Annotated in this window: 15 protein-coding genes; 1 reads left to right on the top strand and 14 read right to left on the bottom strand. The window is 62.2% G+C overall.

What is annotated here, in order from left to right:
* Positions 1–108 precede the first annotated feature (108 nt).
* The 4 genes from AC1Q9F_RS03230 to argH all read right to left on the bottom strand — a co-directional run bounded on the left by AC1Q9F_RS03230 (position 109) and on the right by argH (position 4,115).
* Positions 109–933, bottom strand: coding sequence for an ABC transporter substrate-binding protein (locus AC1Q9F_RS03230; RefSeq protein WP_492618982.1), 825 nt, complete (start codon positions 931–933; stop codon positions 109–111).
* A gap of 39 nt (positions 934–972) precedes the next feature.
* Entirely contained in the window at positions 973–1,737 is a 765-nt protein-coding gene (locus tag AC1Q9F_RS03225) for an amino acid ABC transporter ATP-binding protein (protein WP_039768627.1), read from the bottom strand.
* A 10-nt stretch (positions 1,738–1,747) separates the two neighbouring features.
* On the bottom strand, positions 1,748–2,626 hold the full coding sequence (locus AC1Q9F_RS03220; RefSeq protein ID WP_492618983.1) for an amino acid ABC transporter permease: 879 nt from the start codon (positions 2,624–2,626) through the stop codon (positions 1,748–1,750).
* A gap of 61 nt (positions 2,627–2,687) precedes the next feature.
* Positions 2,688–4,115 (bottom strand): argininosuccinate lyase, encoded by a 1,428-nt coding sequence (gene argH / locus AC1Q9F_RS03215; RefSeq protein ID WP_085730860.1) that lies wholly within the window; start codon positions 4,113–4,115, stop codon positions 2,688–2,690.
* Positions 4,116–4,426: 311 nt separating this feature from the next.
* On the opposite strand from argH, the gene AC1Q9F_RS03210 reads away from it, so the two are divergent.
* Positions 4,427–5,392 carry a LysR family transcriptional regulator gene (locus tag AC1Q9F_RS03210; protein ID WP_262159533.1) on the top strand — a complete coding sequence of 322 codons (966 nt, stop codon included), beginning with the start codon at positions 4,427–4,429 and terminating at the stop codon, positions 5,390–5,392.
* Here AC1Q9F_RS03210 and AC1Q9F_RS03205 read toward each other — a convergent pair.
* The 10 genes from AC1Q9F_RS03205 to arnB are packed head-to-tail and all read right to left on the bottom strand — an operon-like array spanning position 5,376 to position 16,347.
* Positions 5,376–5,903 (bottom strand): GNAT family N-acetyltransferase, encoded by a 528-nt coding sequence (locus tag AC1Q9F_RS03205; RefSeq protein WP_492618984.1) that lies wholly within the window; start codon positions 5,901–5,903, stop codon positions 5,376–5,378. The genes AC1Q9F_RS03210 and AC1Q9F_RS03205 overlap by 17 nt on opposite strands.
* 36 nt (positions 5,904–5,939) lie before the next feature.
* Complete coding sequence (locus AC1Q9F_RS03200; protein ID WP_492618985.1) at positions 5,940–7,559, bottom strand: ArnT family glycosyltransferase; 1,620 nt, start codon at positions 7,557–7,559, stop codon at positions 5,940–5,942.
* Positions 7,532–8,911: a UDP-glucose dehydrogenase family protein gene (locus AC1Q9F_RS03195; RefSeq protein WP_179694869.1), complete on the bottom strand. Its 1,380-nt coding sequence runs from the start codon at positions 8,909–8,911 to the stop codon at positions 7,532–7,534. Before AC1Q9F_RS03195 ends, AC1Q9F_RS03200 begins: the two co-directional genes overlap by 28 nt.
* Positions 8,908–9,312, bottom strand: coding sequence for a 4-amino-4-deoxy-L-arabinose-phosphoundecaprenol flippase subunit ArnF (gene arnF, locus AC1Q9F_RS03190; protein WP_492618986.1), 405 nt, complete (start codon positions 9,310–9,312; stop codon positions 8,908–8,910). Before arnF ends, AC1Q9F_RS03195 begins: the two co-directional genes overlap by 4 nt.
* Positions 9,309–9,653 (bottom strand): 4-amino-4-deoxy-L-arabinose-phosphoundecaprenol flippase subunit ArnE, encoded by a 345-nt coding sequence (arnE, locus tag AC1Q9F_RS03185; protein WP_492618987.1) that lies wholly within the window; start codon positions 9,651–9,653, stop codon positions 9,309–9,311. Before arnE ends, arnF begins: the two co-directional genes overlap by 4 nt.
* Positions 9,650–11,299 carry a lipid IV(A) 4-amino-4-deoxy-L-arabinosyltransferase gene (gene arnT / locus AC1Q9F_RS03180; protein ID WP_492618988.1) on the bottom strand — a complete coding sequence of 550 codons (1,650 nt, stop codon included), beginning with the start codon at positions 11,297–11,299 and terminating at the stop codon, positions 9,650–9,652. The genes arnE and arnT overlap by 4 nt, the downstream gene beginning before the upstream one ends.
* Positions 11,296–12,180: a 4-deoxy-4-formamido-L-arabinose-phosphoundecaprenol deformylase gene (gene arnD, locus AC1Q9F_RS03175; RefSeq protein ID WP_207982810.1), complete on the bottom strand. Its 885-nt coding sequence runs from the start codon at positions 12,178–12,180 to the stop codon at positions 11,296–11,298. Before arnD ends, arnT begins: the two co-directional genes overlap by 4 nt.
* Entirely contained in the window at positions 12,180–14,171 is a 1,992-nt protein-coding gene (gene arnA, locus AC1Q9F_RS03170) for a bifunctional UDP-4-amino-4-deoxy-L-arabinose formyltransferase/UDP-glucuronic acid oxidase ArnA (protein WP_207982809.1), read from the bottom strand. The genes arnD and arnA overlap by 1 nt, the downstream gene beginning before the upstream one ends.
* Positions 14,168–15,202 carry an undecaprenyl-phosphate 4-deoxy-4-formamido-L-arabinose transferase gene (arnC, locus tag AC1Q9F_RS03165; protein ID WP_179694875.1) on the bottom strand — a complete coding sequence of 345 codons (1,035 nt, stop codon included), beginning with the start codon at positions 15,200–15,202 and terminating at the stop codon, positions 14,168–14,170. The genes arnA and arnC overlap by 4 nt, the downstream gene beginning before the upstream one ends.
* Positions 15,199–16,347, bottom strand: a complete 1,149-nt coding sequence (gene arnB / locus AC1Q9F_RS03160; protein ID WP_492618989.1) for a UDP-4-amino-4-deoxy-L-arabinose aminotransferase — start codon at positions 16,345–16,347, stop codon at positions 15,199–15,201. Before arnB ends, arnC begins: the two co-directional genes overlap by 4 nt.
* Positions 16,348–16,362: the final 15 nt, after the last annotated feature.

Genomic DNA, 16,362 nt, shown 5'->3' with positions numbered 1-16,362 from the left:
AGCGAGCTTGCTCGCGATGAGGCCATGTCAGTCGACATCTCTGGTGAATGACACACTGACTTCGTCGGAATGCCGCCCAGAGCAAGCTCGCTCCCACAGAGGAACCAGTTACTTACCGGCGTTAACGGTCACTTCCTTGATCGCACCCAACTCCAGATCCCACTTCTTCAGAATCGCGCCATAGCTGCCGTCATCCACCATGCTCTGCAGCGCCACCTTCACCGCTTCACTCAGCTCAGGCTTCTTCTTGCTCACCCCCAACCCGGTGAACTGTACGGAGATCGGCTGGCCGACCGTTTTGTACATGTCCTTTTCCTGAGTCTTGAGGTATGACAGGGTTTCGCTGCCCTGCATCGCCGCATCGATGCGGCTCTGGCGCAGTTGCGCGCGGGCGTCGGCCGAGCCTTCGGTGCCGATCACGTTGATCGCAGGTTTGCCGGCGGCCTCACAGTTCTCCTTGCTCCACGCGGCGATTTCCGCCGGGAAGGTGGTGCGGCGGCTGGTGCCGACTTTCTTGCCGCACAGGTCGATGATCTCGTTGGTCGCTGCGTTCTTCTGCAAGGTGTAGAACTGCGGGCCGCTGGTGAAGTAGTCGACGAAGGTCACGCTCGCCTGGCGCTCGGCGGTGTCGGTCATGCCCGACAGGACCATGTCCACGCGGTCGGTGGTCAGGGCGTTGATCATTTGCTCGAAGCCGGTTTCCTGCCACTTGATCTTCACCCCGAGGCGTTCGGCCAGGGCGTTGCCCAGGTCGTAGTCAAGGCCGGTGAGCTTGTTGGTGGCCGGGTCCTTGAAATCCATCGGCGGATAGTTGGGCATGATCGCGACAACGATCTCGCCCTTTTCCTTGATGCTGGCCGGCAACTCGGCGGCCACGGCGAAACCGCAAGACATGAGGGAGGTGAGTACTGCTGGAATGACGAAGTTCTTCATGGACGTTCTCTTATGAGTGTTGTGAAGGCCAAAGGGGCCTCAGGTTCGAACGGCAGAAATGAAGCTTTGGGTGCGCGGGTTTTGCGGACTTATTAGTATTTCTTCGGGGCTTCCAGCCTCCACGATCTGCCCGCCGTCCATGAACACCATGCGGTTGGAAACCTCCCGGGCGAAGCCCAGTTCATGGGTGACGACGATCATGGTCATGCCGGTCTGCGCCAGATCGCGCATCACCGACAGCACCTCACCGACCAGTTCCGGGTCGAGTGCCGAAGTGGGTTCATCGAACAGCATCAGCTTGGGTCGCATGGCCAGGGCGCGGGCAATCGCCACCCGTTGCTGCTGACCGCCCGAGAGTTCGATCGGGTAGCTGTTGCGTTTGTCGGCCAGGCCGACCCGGGCCAGCAGTTCCAGGGCTTCTTCGTGCGCCTCCTTGGGCGAACGCTTGAGCACCTGACACGGGCCTTCGATGATGTTTTGCAGCACAGTCATGTGCGGGAACAGGTTGAAGCGCTGGAACACCATGCCGGTGGCCAGGCGCTGACGGGCGATCTGCGACTCGTTGAGTTCGTGCAGCTTGTGCCCGACGACGCGGTAGCCGACCAGTTCGCCGTCGACCCAGAGGCCGCCCTTGTCGATCTTTTCCAGCTGATTGACGCAACGCAGCAAGGTGCTCTTGCCCGAGCCGGACGGGCCGATGATGCACAGCACTTCGCCTTGCTCGACCTCGATGTTGATGTCCTTGAGCGCGTGGTACTGGTCGTAATATTTGTTCAGGCTCACGGCCTTGACGATGTTTCTCATGACGGATTCCTCAAGAACGCTTGCCGGCGCCGCGAGCGAAACGACGCTCCAGACGGCTTTGACCAAAGGACAGGACGGTGACGGTGGCCAGGTACCAGATACCGGCGACGATCAGCAGCTCCATGACCCGGGCGTTGGCGTAGTAAATGTTCTGGGCGTTGTAGAGCAGTTCCGAGTACTGGATGACGCTCGCCAGCGAGGTCATTTTCACCATGCCGATGAATTCGTTGCCCACCGGCGGAATGATGATCCGCATGGCCTGGGGCAGGATGATCCGGCGCAGCGCTTGCAGGCGCGGCATGCCGATCGACTTGGCGGCTTCGTACTGGCCGGTGTCCACCGACAGCAGACCGGCGCGCACCACTTCAGCGGTGTAGGCGCCCTGGTTGATGCTCAAACCGAGCAGGGCGGCCACGAACGGGGTCATCAGGCTCACGGTGTCGAGTTCGAACAGGCCGGGAATGCCGATGGTGGGGAAAATCAGCGCCAGGTTGAACCACAACAGCAGTTGCAGAATCAGCGGCGTACCGCGAAACAGCCAGGTGTAGGTCACTGCCACGTAGCGCAGGATCGGGTTGGCCGACATGCGCATGATCGCGGTGATCACCCCGAACACGATGCCCAGCGCCATGGCCAGCACGGCCATGATGATCGTGTTGAACAGGCCCCACATGATCGCTTCGGAGGAGAGGAACTGGCCGATGTACGACCATTCGATCTTGCCTTCGGCGAAGGCCCGCACCAGGCCGATAATCGCGATGACGATCACGGTGGCGAAGAAAATCCGCCCGTAATAACGCCGTGGCACGTGTTGGTACTGGGTAATGTCGAACTGGTTTTCCGCCAGTTTGCGCTCCGCCTGGAGTCGTTCTGCCTGAGTCTGGCTCATGGTGTTTCTCCGTACACTGTACTTTTCGATCAACCCCCTCCCGGTGGGAGGGGGACCCAGCTTAGAGGCGGAAGCCCTGGTAGTTTTCGGTCCACTGTTGCTGCGCGGCGAGGGCGGTTTTCAGGCGGCCGATCTGCTCGCGCACCTGTTGCGGCGCGGTGCCGCCCCAGCCGCTGCGGGCAGCGATGGCGGCTTCCAGAGTCAGGCTGTCACGCACGTCTGCCGTGAGGCGCGGGTCGATCTCGGCCAGCAGCGCCGGCGAGGCTTCCCACAATTCGAGGTCGTGTTTTTCGCAGGCCTGCACCAGCGCACCGGTGATTTCGTGCGCTTCCTTGAACGGCACGCCGCGCACCGCCAGCCAGTCGGCGACTTCGGTGGCGAGGGTGAAACCCAGCGGTGCCTGACGGCGCAGTTCCTCGACGTTGACGGTCATGGTCGCGACCATCCCGGCCATCGCCGGCAGCACCAACAGCAGGGTGTCGACGCTGTCGAGCACGCCGTTCTTGTCTTCGCTCAGGTCGCGGTTGTACGACAGCGGCAGGGATTTGAGGGTTGAGAGCAGACCGGTCAGGTTGCCGATCAGACGTCCAGCCTTGCCCCGGGCCAGTTCCGCGATGTCGGGGTTTTTCTTCTGCGGCATGATCGAGCTGCCGGTGGCATAGGCATCGTCCAGATCGACCCAGCGGAACTGGCGCGACGACCACAGGCAGAACTCTTCGGCCAGACGCGAGATGTTGATCCCGAGCATGCTGGCGATGAACAGGAATTCGGCGACGTGATCGCGGCTGGCCACGGCGTCGATGGAGTTTTCGCAGACCCCGGCGTAGCCCATTTCCTTGGCCGACTGTTGCGGCTGGCGAGCGATCGCGGAACCGGCCATGGCTGCAGCGCCGAGGGGCGACAGCGAGGTGCGCGCGTCCCAATCCACCAGGCGTTGCACGTCACGCAACATCGATTGCGCGTGCGCCAGCAAGTGGTGGGCGAACACGATCGGTTGCGCCTGCTGCAAGTGGGTGAAGCCCGGGCAGATGCTTTCGACGTGCTGTTCGGCCTGATCCACCAGCGCCGTTTGCAGGGCCAGCACTTCCACGGCCAGGGTGCGGACGTGATCACGCAGGAACAGGCGCAGGTCGTTGGCGGTCTGGTCGTTGCGTGAACGGCCGGCGCGCAGCTTGCCGCCCAGTGCGCCGAGGCGTTCGGTCAGCAGGCGTTCGATGAAGGTGTGAACGTCTTCGTCGTCCATCGTCGGGGCGATGCGCCCGGCAGCGAAATCGGCACCGATGCCGTCCAGGGCTTCGATCATCGTGCGGGTTTCCTGCTCGTCGAGCAGGCCGGCACGTTGCAGTTCCCCGGCGTGGGCCTTGGAGCCGGCCAGATCGTACGGCGTCAGGCGGAAATAGCGCTCGGGGCAACGGGACAGGGCCGCCAGGGCTGCGGACGGGCCGCTTTTGAAACGGGCACCCCAGAGACGGTCGGTGGTTTGAGACATTTGTTGTTTTCCTCGTCGGTAACGCGAACTGAAATCGGTGTGCATGGCCCTGAAAATCGCGCTGGCTATTTAGCCAACAGCAGCAGCAGACAGAATCAGGCCAAAGCAGTTTTCAAGAGGGCAGTTGCAAAGAGACAAGAGCTGATCGAAGTGTCAGCTTTTAATGTTTGGCGATCAGTGAGTTGGCACTGATGTTCGGGATTTTTTGGCGGTTGCCAAGGCTTGTTTTCTGTGATCATTATTATTAGCCGGCGATGTTTTTGTTGTTGGACACAGATTGTTGAACATTGCGCCAGAGGTAAATCAGCATTATGGAAACCCCACTTTCCAATTCCGGAAACCCACCGGTCAAAACCGCTCACCGGGCACCTTTGGCCCTCAGCGGACTGGATTTCAAACTGCTCAAGGTGTTCAAGGCGGTGGTCGAGGCCGGCGGCTTCAGCGCGGCGCAAAACGAGCTGAACGTGGGCCTGGCCGCGATCAGCAAGCAGATCTCCGACCTGGAAATCCGCATCGGCATGCGCCTGTGTACCCGTGGCCGCGAGGGGTTTCACCTGACCGAAGAAGGGCGTCTGGTGTATCAGGCGTCGATCGATCTGTTTGCCTCGGTCGACAACTTTCGTGACCGGCTTAGTTCAGCGCAGAACGAACTTATCGGCGATCTCGGAGTGGGGGTGATCGATAATACGATCAGTGACGATAATTCGCCGTTAGTTGCCGCGCTTAAAAAAATAAATGAGCACTCGCCGAAAGTAAGGTTTCAACTTCAAGCCACCCAACTGGATGAAGTGGAAAGAGGCGTAGTGGAAGGTCGCTTGGTTGCCGGAATAGTCCCGGTTTATCAAAAGCGTGAAGAGTTCGATTATTACCCGCTCTACGAAGAACGCTCGCAGGCTTACTGCGCCGTCGGCCACCCTTTGTTCGAGATGCCGGCGGAGCAGATGGGCGGCAACGTGCTGCAGGATTACGAGTGCATCAACCACCGCTACGCGATCCATCGCGACAAGCTCAACTTCGCCCGCTACGACAGTTTTTCCGCCTCGGCGACCCAGGTCGAAGCGGTGGCATTGCTGATCAAGACCGGGCGTTTCGTGGGCTTTCTGCCTCAGCACTACGCCGCCACGCTGGTAGCTGCCGGGCAGTTTCGCGCGGTGTGCCCGGAGCTGATCCACTTCGACACGCCGTTCAATCTGATCCTGCGCCACAACACCGTGCGCAGTCCGTTGGTCAAGGCGTTTGCCCAGGCGCTGGGGGTTGATCTCAAGCCGACGGCGTGAGCATCAGGCGCATGGCGCAACGTCGCTCGCCGGGCAATCCGTGAGCGATTTCATCGCGCAATACATGGCGCAGACGTACGTCGCAGTCGTCGGCGTTCAATAGCGTAAAACCCATACGTTGATAGAACGGCGCATTCCACGCCAGGTCGCGAAACGTCGTCAGCGTCACCGCCCGAAGTTGCCACAGACGCGCCTGTTCAATCGCCGCCAACAGCAACTTGCGACCGACGCCCCGGCCCTGAAAGTGTTGGCTGACGGACAGTTCCTCAATGTGCAACTGTTGGTCGACAGTCACCGCCCTTAAAAAACCTGCAAGTTGCCCGTCGTTGTTTTCCGCCACCCACAGTTCGCCCCGTTCAATGGCCGGTAAATGCGCCGAGGCCTGCGGCACGGCAGCATCCGCCAACCAGGCCAGTGAAGGGTCGAGGCGAAACAACTCGGCGGCCGAGCGCTCGATGGCGGGGAGGGCGTTGGCATCGGCTGCCAGGGCCTGTCGCACGGTAAAGGTCATCAGTCAGCGGTCCCTGTCGAAATCCCGTCGCGCAGGTTAAGGCGTCAGCCACAGCAACACATAATCGTTTTTGTCGAAACGCCCGCTTAGCACCGGCTGCAGCGCACCGAGCGGCGTGTCTTGCAGGGCCTGCAAGTCGCTGCGATCCATCATCAGCCACGCCGGCCCCTTGAGCGCTTCGAGCGCTTGCGTGGTTTCAGTGAACTGCGGTTGCAGATCCTGCTCGACGTTGACCATGAACTTGATCGCCTTGGCGTCCTTGCCCATGCCGTGCAGCACCAACGGCGCGGGGTGCTCGTGGATCCGCGCGAGTGCCGCGTGGCTGAAGGTCCGCGTGTCATAGAGCTGGCGCTCCACCGGCTCGAACACCAGCGCGTACGCCGACCAGACCGCCAGCACGGCGCTGAACGCAAGGACTTCAGTTCGCCAGCGCGGCAGCCACAACCGCGTCAACGCGGCCAGTTGCAGCAAGCCAAGCACGATCATTACCGGCGTCAGGTCGGTCAACGACTCTGGAAACCGCCGCTTCGCCACCGACAACAGGACGATCAGCAACGCGGGAATCAGCAACCACAATCCCTGCATGCCGACGCGCAGCCAGGCAAACACACGACCGTGCAACACCTGAAACGGATACGCCGCAATGATCGCCGCCATGGGCAGCATCGGCAGCAGATAACGGGCCTTTTTCGCCTGGGGAATCGACAGCCCGAGCATCACGATCAACCCCGCCGCGGCGCAATACTGCACCAGTCGCAAGGCCGGGCCGCGTTGCCGGGGTTTGCTCAGCCACGCCGCTGCCAGTGCCAGCAAGGCCAGCGGATACGCCAGCGCGTAGTTGCCCAAAGAACTGGTGAAGTAATACAGCGAACCGCTGACGCCTTCGCTGCCGTCCATGCGCCCCATGAACTGCATGCGGATCACGTCCTGCCGAAACGCCGGCCCGCCACTGACATCCGCCAGCCACAACAACAGCCCCACGCAAGCCGCCAGCAGCAGCGAAGCCAGCACCCCGAAGGTCAACAGGCGTGACCTTTGGCGATCCAGCAGGTAGTAACTGCACAGCATGCCGGTCGGCACCACCAGCCCGATCGGCCCGCGAATACCGAACCCCAGCAACAACAGAATGAACACCAGCGGCCAGCGTCGACCGGCAGCGAAATGGTCGTGGGCATAGCCGAGGTAGAACACCGAGAACGCCACGGCGGCGAGCATCAGGTCCTGCGACACCGCGCGGGTTTCGGTGATGAAGGTGCTGGTGAGCATCAGCAGCGCAATGCTGACCACCGCCCAACGCACGGATGATGGCGCGAGCAAGCGATACATCAACGTCACGATCACCGCGCCGGCGGCAGCGCTCGGCAGCCACGCCGTCAGGCCGTTGACCGTCCCGAACGGCAACGACAACAGCCAGATGAACAAGGTCGAGAGCGACGAATAATCGGCGTACGGCTCACCATAGGTGGTGGGAAACACGCTGGGCCCGTGCCGGAGCATTTCCTGGGCGAACAACACGAAACGCGAGTCAAACCCGATGGGCGCTTGTCCGTACACGCCGGCGATGAACAGCAAAAACGCCAGCAGCCCTGCGATCAGGGACTGCCGGCGCAGGGCAGGGGTTAAACCGATCAAGCCACGTCCGAAGCGTGCGGCCATTGCTGCAACGGAATCGGCAAGGTGCGCGATTCGCCACGGCCCATCGGGAAGTAATGGAAGCCGTTGCGGGCCAGACGTTCGGCGTCGTACAGGTTACGGCCGTCGAAGATCACCGGGGCCTTGAGGCGTTGCTGGATCAGGTCGAAATCCGGCGCCTTGAACTGCTGCCATTCGGTGCAGATGATCAGCGCGTCGGAACCGGCGAGCACCGATTCCGGGGTGCCCATCAGCATCAGTTTCGATTCTTCCGGGTACAGATGCTGGGTTTCCTGCATCGCTTCCGGGTCGAACGCCCGCACGCTGGCGCCAGCAGCCCACAGCGATTCCAGCAGAACCCGGCTCGGCGCATCGCGCATGTCGTCGGTGTTCGGCTTGAAGGCCAGACCCCACAGGGCGAAGGTCTTGCCGCGCAGTTCGCCCTTGTAGAACGCGTTGATGCGTTCGAACAACTTGTGTTTCTGCCGTTGGTTGATCGCTTCCACTGCTTGCAGCAAATCGCTGGAACAGTGCGCTTCTTCAGCGCTGTGGATCAGGGCGCGCATGTCCTTGGGGAAGCACGAGCCGCCGTAACCGCAACCGGGGTAGATAAAGTGGTAGCCGATGCGGCTGTCGGCGCCGATGCCCTGGCGCACCGATTCGATGTCCGCGCCCAGGTGTTCGGCCAGTTCGGCGATCTGGTTGATGAAGCTGATCTTGGTCGCCAGCATGCAGTTGGCGGCGTACTTGGTCAGTTCGGCGCTGCGCAGGTCCATGAACATGATGCGGTCGTGGTTGCGGTTGAACGGTGAGTACAGGTCGCGCATCACGTCGCGCACTTCTTCGCGCTCGCAGCCGATGACGATCCGGTCCGGCCGGCGGCAATCCGCGACCGCCGAGCCTTCCTTGAGAAATTCCGGGTTGGACACGATATCGAACTGCAACAGGCGCCCGGCCTTGACCAGCGCTTTGTCCAGGTGGGTGCGCAAGGTGTCGCCGGTGCCGACGGGCACGGTGGATTTCTCCACCAGAATCAGCGGTTTCTCACGGTGACGGGCCACGGCGTCACCCACCGACAGCACATAACGCAGATCCGCCGAACCGTCTTCTTTCGACGGGGTGCCGACGGCAATGAACGCGACCTTGCCGTGCTGCACCGCGAGTTTTTCATCGCAGGTGAATTGCAGGCGTCCGGCGTCCAGGCCCTCGCGGACCAGGCTGGCCAGCCCCGGCTCGAAGATGCTGACGTGGCCCTGGCGCAGCAGCTCGACTTTCTTCTCGTCGATGTCCATGCACACCACGTCATGGCCGACCTCGGCCAGCACAGCGGCCTGCACCAGGCCGACATAACCGCTACCAAACACTGTGATTTTCATGGCGAACTCCTCAATTCGGGCGCACGGGCCGGACGAGTGTTGATGGTGATGACCCCGAGCATGACCAGCGCCACGCCCAGTGATTTAGAGAAACTGAAGGATTCGTTGAATAGCGGCAGACTGGCCGCCAGCAGGTACACCAGCGCGTAACTGATGCTCAGCAGCGAATAGGCCCGGCCCAGCGGCAGATCGCGCAGGGCGGCGAGCCAGCAGAGCATCGACAGCGCATAGGCGAAGATCGCCGCGAGCACCACGGCCAGTGCGACTGAATCAACGCTGGGCAGCGCCAGCCACTGATCCGGCCGGGGCAGGCGCGTCATGCTCCAGCGCATGCTCAATTGCGCCCCGCTGACCAGCAGCACGCTGGCCAGGGCGAAGAAGATTCCACGACCCTGGTTCATGACTGTTGCCCCAACAGCGCCACGCCACCGATCACCAGCAGCACGCCGAACCAGTGTTGAGCGTCGACGGATTCCTTGAAAACGAAGCGGGCGATCAGGGTGATGATCACGAAATTGAGGCTGAGCATCGGGTAGGCGATGCCGACCGGCAGGCGCTGCAACACCAGCAGCCACACCAGCAGGCCGGTGCCGAGGGCAAACAGGGCCAGCCACAGCCACGGTGAGCGCAGTTTGCGCGACCACGACAGGCTTGCGCCGCGCCAGCTCTCGACGGCGAATTTCTGCGCGACCTGGCCCAGGCAGGTCAGCAGGCAGGCGAGCAACAGCAGCCACAGGCTCATGACGCCTCCTGCGGAAGAATCACGATCACCAGATTGCCTTGCTCATAACGAACGCCGTCCTTGGGCAGTCTGTCGAGTTCGTCCAGTTCGTCTTGCCCCTTGACCCGCATCACCACGCCGACCGAACCAGTCTTGCGGGCTTCGCGCATCCACTGTTGCACCTGATCGGTATCGACCCGCTGTTGAATGCCGTCAGGATAGGCAAGGCCATATTTCAATTCGCCTATCGTGTTGTACATCGCCACCCGCGGGCGTTTGACCCGCCAGGACAGGGCCGACGCGGCGCCCAGGTCGTTGCTCAACAGGTGCGTGGTGGCCGCCAGTTCTATTTGGTGGGCGAGCACGAACTGGTCAGGCATCTTGTTGGCGACCACCGATTTGGGCAGTGCCGCCGGCAGCAATGCGATCAGCAGCAGACTGCCCACCGCCGGCGCCGCCCAGCATTGCAACGGGCGGAAGGCTTGCAGCAGGTTGCTGATGATCCAGCCGGTCAGGGCGATGAACACCAGCACCAGGCTGTGCAATTCATGGTCGTACAGCGGACGCTTGAGCTGCACGTAAACCAGCCCGATCAGCGTGACCAGCCCCAGCAACAGATTCAGCAGGCCATTGAGGCCCAGAGCCCGGCCTTGCTCCAGGCGCAAGCGATCGGCCAGCGCGTGGCCCAACAGCAACGCCAGCGGCAGCAGGCACGGCAGGATGTAGGTCGGCAGCTTGCCGTTGCTCAGGCTGAAGAACAGCAGCGGCATCAGCAGCCACAGGCCGAGAAACGCGATGCCGGTTTCGCGGCGGGTCTGCCACGCCTGCTTCAGCGCCACCGGTAGCATCCCGACCCACGGCAGACTGAACGCCACCAGCAGCGGCAAGTAGAACCACCACGGCGCGTCATGCTGGGCATCGTCGCCGGCAAAGCGGCGGATGTGTTCGTGCCAGAAGAAGAACCGCCAGTAATCCGGTTCCTGACTGTGCACGGCCAACGCCCATGGCAGGCTGACGATGATCGCCACCGCGATGGCCACCGGGCCGTACAGCAGCAATTCCTTCCAGCGCTTTTGCCAGAGCATCCACGGCAAGGCGACCAGCACCGGCAGCAGCCAGGCGAGAAAACCCTTGGTCATGAACCCCATGCCGCACGCCAGACCCAGCACAGCCCAGCCGGCCAGGCGCTGGCCGTTGGAACGGCTGTCGAGGGCAAACCACAACGCCACCAGACTCAGGTTGACCCAGAAGGTGAATTGCGGATCGAGGTTGGCGTAACCGGCCTGGCCGGCGACGATGACGAAGCTCATGTAGAGCAGGGCGCAGACGAAGCTTTTGCGCGGGTCGTTCCACAAACGGCGAGCGATGAGGAAGCACAGCAGCACGCTCAGCCCGGTGCTCAGGGCCGAGGCAAACCGCACGCCAAACAGGTTCTGCCCGAACACGGCCTGCCCGATGGCGATCATCCAGTAACCGGCCGCCGGTTTTTCGAAGTAACGCAGGTTCATGAAATGCGGCGACACCCAGTTGCCGCTCAACAGCATTTCCTGGCTGATCTGTGCATAACGGGTTTCATCGGGAATCCACAGACCATGACTGCCTAGCGGCAGCAGATAAGCCAGCAGGAAAATCCCCAGCAACAGCGGCAATGCCCAGCGTTTGCTCATGCGCCTTGCACTCCCAGCCAGCCTTCGCGGCCTTCGAGTGCGCCGCGCTGCACACGGCCGACGGGCAGGGTGTTGAGAAACTCGGGCAGCAAGTCGCCCAGCGGTTGGAAGTTGATATGTCGCTGGCGTGCGTCGGCCAGCAGTCGACGAAAATCTTCGGCCATCAGAATCCCTTCTACTTCGGCGTGAATGGTGTAGACGTTGAGGTTGTCCGGGCGGAACCGGTCGAGGATGAAGGCGTTGAAATCCTTCGCCGCCACGCTCGGCCCGACCACTTCATCGAAGGTCGGCAAGTCCACCGGAATCTGCGGCGCACCGACCGAGCCGTCAGACAGCAACGGACGGAACAGCCGCTGCCCACGGCAATCGCTGTTGTAGCGAAAGCCGAAGGCCTGTTTGGCTTCGATCACACGTTCGTCCGCGCGCCAACCGGCGGCGGCTGAACACATGACCTTTTCGCCAAGGATGTCGCTCAAGGTGTCGACGCCCTGACGGATCTGCTCGATCAGTTGCGCATCGCTCCAGCGTCCGGCATTGGCCTGCCAGCCATGGTGGTCCCAGGCGTGCAGGCCGACTTCGTGGCCGGCGGCCCGGGCCTGACGCATCAGGTGCCCGAGGTCGCGGCCGATCGGTTTGCCCGGCCAGGCGGTGCCGGCCAGCAGGATGTCCCAGCCGTAGAGGCCGGCGGCGTTGGAGCGCAGCATCTTCCATAGAAACTGCGGACGGATCAGGCGCCACAGGTGCCGGCCCATGTTGTCCGGGCCGACACTGAAGAAAAACGTTGCCTTGATCTGCGCTTCATCGAGGATTTCCAGCAAGCGCGGCACGCCTTCGCGGGTGCCGCGAAAGGTGTCGACGTCGATGCGCAAACCGGCCTGCATCAACGCTTGCTCTCGATTTCGGCCATTGCCTCACGCAAGAAGAAATCCAGCGTGTTGCCGATGGTTTCGCGCATTTCCACGGTCGGCGTCCAGTCCAGCAGGCGCTTGGCGTTGGCGATGCTCGGTTTGCGGTGCTCGACGTCCTGGTAACCGGCGCCGTAGAACGCCTTGCTTTCCACGTCGCGGAAACCGGCGAACGGCGGGAAGTTGGAACGCAGCGGATGAGCCTCGAACTGACGCAGCAGTTCTTCGCCCAACTGACGAATGCTCGCTTCGTTGTCCGGGTTGCCGATGTTGATGATCTGGCCGTTGCAGACGTCGTTGTCGTTATCGATGATCCGCGCCAGCGCCTCGACGCCGTCGGCGATGTCGGTGAAGCAGCGTTTCTGCTCGCCGCCGTCGAACAGGCGGATCGGCGTGCCTTCCACCAGGTTGAGGATCAACTGGGTGATGGCCCGGGAGCTGCCGATGCGCGCCGAATCGAGGCGATCAAGCCGTGGGCCCATCCAGTTGAAGGGACGGAACAGGGTGAAGTTCAGGCCCTTGGCGCCGTAGGCCCAGATCACCCGGTCCAGCAGTTGCTTGGACACCGAGTAGATCCAGCGCTGCTTGTTGATCGGGCCGACGATCAGGTTCGAGCTGTCCTCGTCGAAGTGCTTGTCCTGGCACATGCCATAGACTTCCGAGGTCGACGGGAAGATCACGCGCTTGTTGTACTTGACGCAGTAGCGCACCAGTTTCAGGTTTTCTTCGAAGTCGAGTTCGAACACCCGCAGCGGATTGCGCGTGTATTCGATCGGCGTGGCGATCGCCACCAGCGGCAGAACCACGTCGCATTTCTTGATGTGGTACTCGATCCACTCCGAGTGAATGCTGATGTCGCCTTCGACGAAGTGGAAACGCGGATGGCTGCGCAGGCGGTCGATGGCGTCGGAGCCGATGTCCAGGCCATAGACTTCGTAGCGCTCGTCACGCAGCAGGCGCTCGGACAAATGGTTGCCGATGAAACCGTTGACGCCGAGGATCAGCACCCGTGTACGGCGCGGGCCACGGCCGGATTCGGCACCGCGCAGCAGCGAGCCGTCCACCAGACCGAGTTCATTGGCCAATTGCGGGCCGCTCAGGTACAGGCCGTTGTCGTTGCGCTGGCCGGCGTTGATCACCAGCGAGTCTTCACCGCAGGCGATGCGCAGCGGATCGACACTGATGACCCGGCCCGGAGCCTGGCCTTCATTGCCCTTGACCACGTCGGCGCTCCACACGATCAGCTTATGCTCGCCCACCGCGCAGAACGCGCCTGGGTAGGGCTGGGTCACGGCCCGCACGAGGTTGAACAGTTGCTCGGCAGGTTGGGCCCAGACCAGTTTGCCGTCTGCCGGGGTTCGACGGCCGAACACCGTGGCTTTGGATTCGTCTTGCGGGGTTTCGGTGATTTTGCCCTGAAGCATCGCCGGCAGTGCATCGCGCAGCAGGTCGCTGGCGGCGGTCCGCAGTTTGCCGTGCAGGCTCAGCGCGGTGTCGCTGCGTTCGATGGCCACGCGTTGCTGGGCCAGGATGGCGCCGGCATCGGCGCGCTTGACCATGCGGTGCAGGGTGACGCCGGTCTCGGTTTCGCCGTTGACCAGCACCCAGTTGGCCGGGGCGCGGCCACGGTAGCGCGGCAGCAATGAGCCGTGCAGGTTGAACGCGCCTTTTTTGGCGGTGGCCAGCAAGGGCTCGCTCAGCAGGTTGCGGTAGTAGAACGAGAAAATGTAATCCGGATCGAGCTTGGCAATCCGCTCGATCCACAACGGGTGGTTGGCGTCTTCCGGTGCATGAACCGCGATGCCTTTGTTGGCGCACAGTTGCGCGACCGAGGCGTAGAACGCGTTTTCCTGCGGGTCATCGGCATGGGTGAACACGGCCGCAATGTCGTAGCCGCTGTCGAGCAGGGCTTGAATGCCGGCGCAGCCAATATCGTGGTAGGCGAAGACAACAGTTTTTGCACTCATGAGAGAACCTGACCGGTAGTAGAAGTTGTAGAAGCAGTAGAGGAAAGACCATCAACGGTGACCGCAGGCGCCGGAGTGGCGGGGTGGCTGCGCAGCACCTTTTCAATGAAGAAGCGTGGGCGGGCGCGCACGTCGCTGTACATGCGTCCCAGATATTCGCCGAGTAGGCCCATGCCGATGAACTGGCCACCGGTAAACACGAACAGCACCGCGAACAGCACGAACATGCCGTCACCTGCCCAGCCGGAACCGAAGGCCAGACGCAATACGATCAACGCCACGGCAAACAGCACGCCGAGCCCGGCCATGGCGAAGCCGACGATGCTCAGCAGCCGCAATGGCGTGGTGGTCATGCAGGTGATCAAGTCGAACATCAGGTTGATCAGGCGCATCGGGCTGTATTTCGAATCGCCGTGTTCGCGCTCGGCGTGGGCCACGGTGATTTCCGTGGTGTGGCGGGCGAAGCTGTTGGCAAGGATCGGAATGAACGTGCTGCGTTCGCGGCAGGCGAGCATCGCGTCGATGATCGTGCGGCGGTAAGCGCGGAGCATGCAGCCGTAGTCACTCATGGCGACGCCGGTGGAGCGTTGAACGGCGAGGTTGATGAGTTTCGACGGATAGCGGCGCAGCGCCGAATCCTGACGGTTGCCGCGCACGGTGCCGACCACGTCAAAGCCTTTTTCGGCCTCGGCCACCAGGCGTGGGATTTCTTCCGGCGGGTTCTGCAGGTCGGCGTCGAGGGTGATCACTACGTCGCCCTTGCACTGTTCGAAACCGGCCATGATCGCCGCGTGCTGGCCATAGTTGCGGTTGAGGATCACCGCAACGAACGGGCTGTCTTCGCGGCTTGCGGCTTCCTCAAGCAGATTGGCGGACTCGTCACGGCTGCCATCGTCGACGAGGACGATTTCGTAGTCGTGACGCAGCATCTGGCACGCAGCCTCGGTGCGACGCAGCAGTTCCGGCAGGCTGTCCTGTTCGTTGTAGACCGGGATGACGATCGACACACAACGGATTGGGTAAGGTTTCACGGGCGTTTATCCATAAGGGTGGCGATGGCGCCGACCACGCGATCAAGGTCCTGATCGGTCATGTCGGGAAACAACGGAATCGAGCACAGCCGCGCCGAGTTCCACTCGGTGTCGGGCAGGTAAAGGTGCGGGTCACGCTGGCGATACCAGGTGTGCAGGTGGGTGGCGATGAAATGAATGCCGGTGCCGATGCCTTGCTCCTGCAAACCCTTCATGAAGGCTTCGCGATCGATGCCGCAGCGCTCGCTGTCGATGCGCAGGATGAACAGGTGCCAGGCGTGCTGCTGGGCGTATTGCGGCACGGCCAGCGGTTGCACCGGCAGGCCTTCGAGTTTTTGCAGGTATTGCGTGGCCAGTTCGGTGCGACGGGCGTTGATTGCGTCCAGACGCTCCAGTTGCACCAGCGCAATCGCGGCGTTGATGTCGGCCAGGTTGTATTTGAAACCGGGCTCGATCACCTGGGCCTGGGGTTTGCGGCCGTGGGTCAGGCGGTCGTAGGCATCGACGCCCAGGCCATGAAACTTGAGCATGCGCACGCGAGTGGCCAGGGCTTCGTCGTCGGTGACGAACATTGCGCCTTCGGCACAGGTCATGTTCTTGATCGCGTGGAACGAGAAGATCGCGGTGCCTTGCGAACCTACGTGGCGACCCTTGTAGCGAGTGCCAGCGGCGTGGGCTGCGTCTTCGATCACGGCGATGCCGTGCTTGTCGGCAAGCGCGTACAGCGGATCAAGGTCGAACGCGGCGCCGGCGTAATGCACCGGAATGATCGCTTTGGTGCGCGGCGTGATGGCGGCTTCGATACGCGCGGCGTCGGTCATCAGGGTGTCGCGGTCGACATCGACGAAGACCGGCGTGGCGCCGAGCAGGGAAATCATGTTGGCGGTGGACACCCAGGTCTGCGACGGGGTGATGACTTCATCGCCGGGGCCGACTCCCAGCGCCAGCAACGTTACATGCATGGCACCGGTGGCGGAGGAAAGTGCCACGGAGTGGCGGCAACCGACGTACTGGGCAAACTGTTCTTCAAGAGCCTGGTTTTTCGGCCCGGTGGTGATCCAGCCGGAGCGCAGAACTTGCTCCACGGCGGCAATTTCTTCATCACCGATACTGGGGCGGGAGAAGGGGAGAAACGCCTGACTCATGCACACCTCATTGCA

It is taken from the genome of Pseudomonas sp. GW823-FHT04A03 (assembly GCF_058796615.1).
The sequence above is the reverse complement of the archived record's forward strand: the minus strand, read 5'-3'. Positions and strand labels throughout refer to the sequence as shown.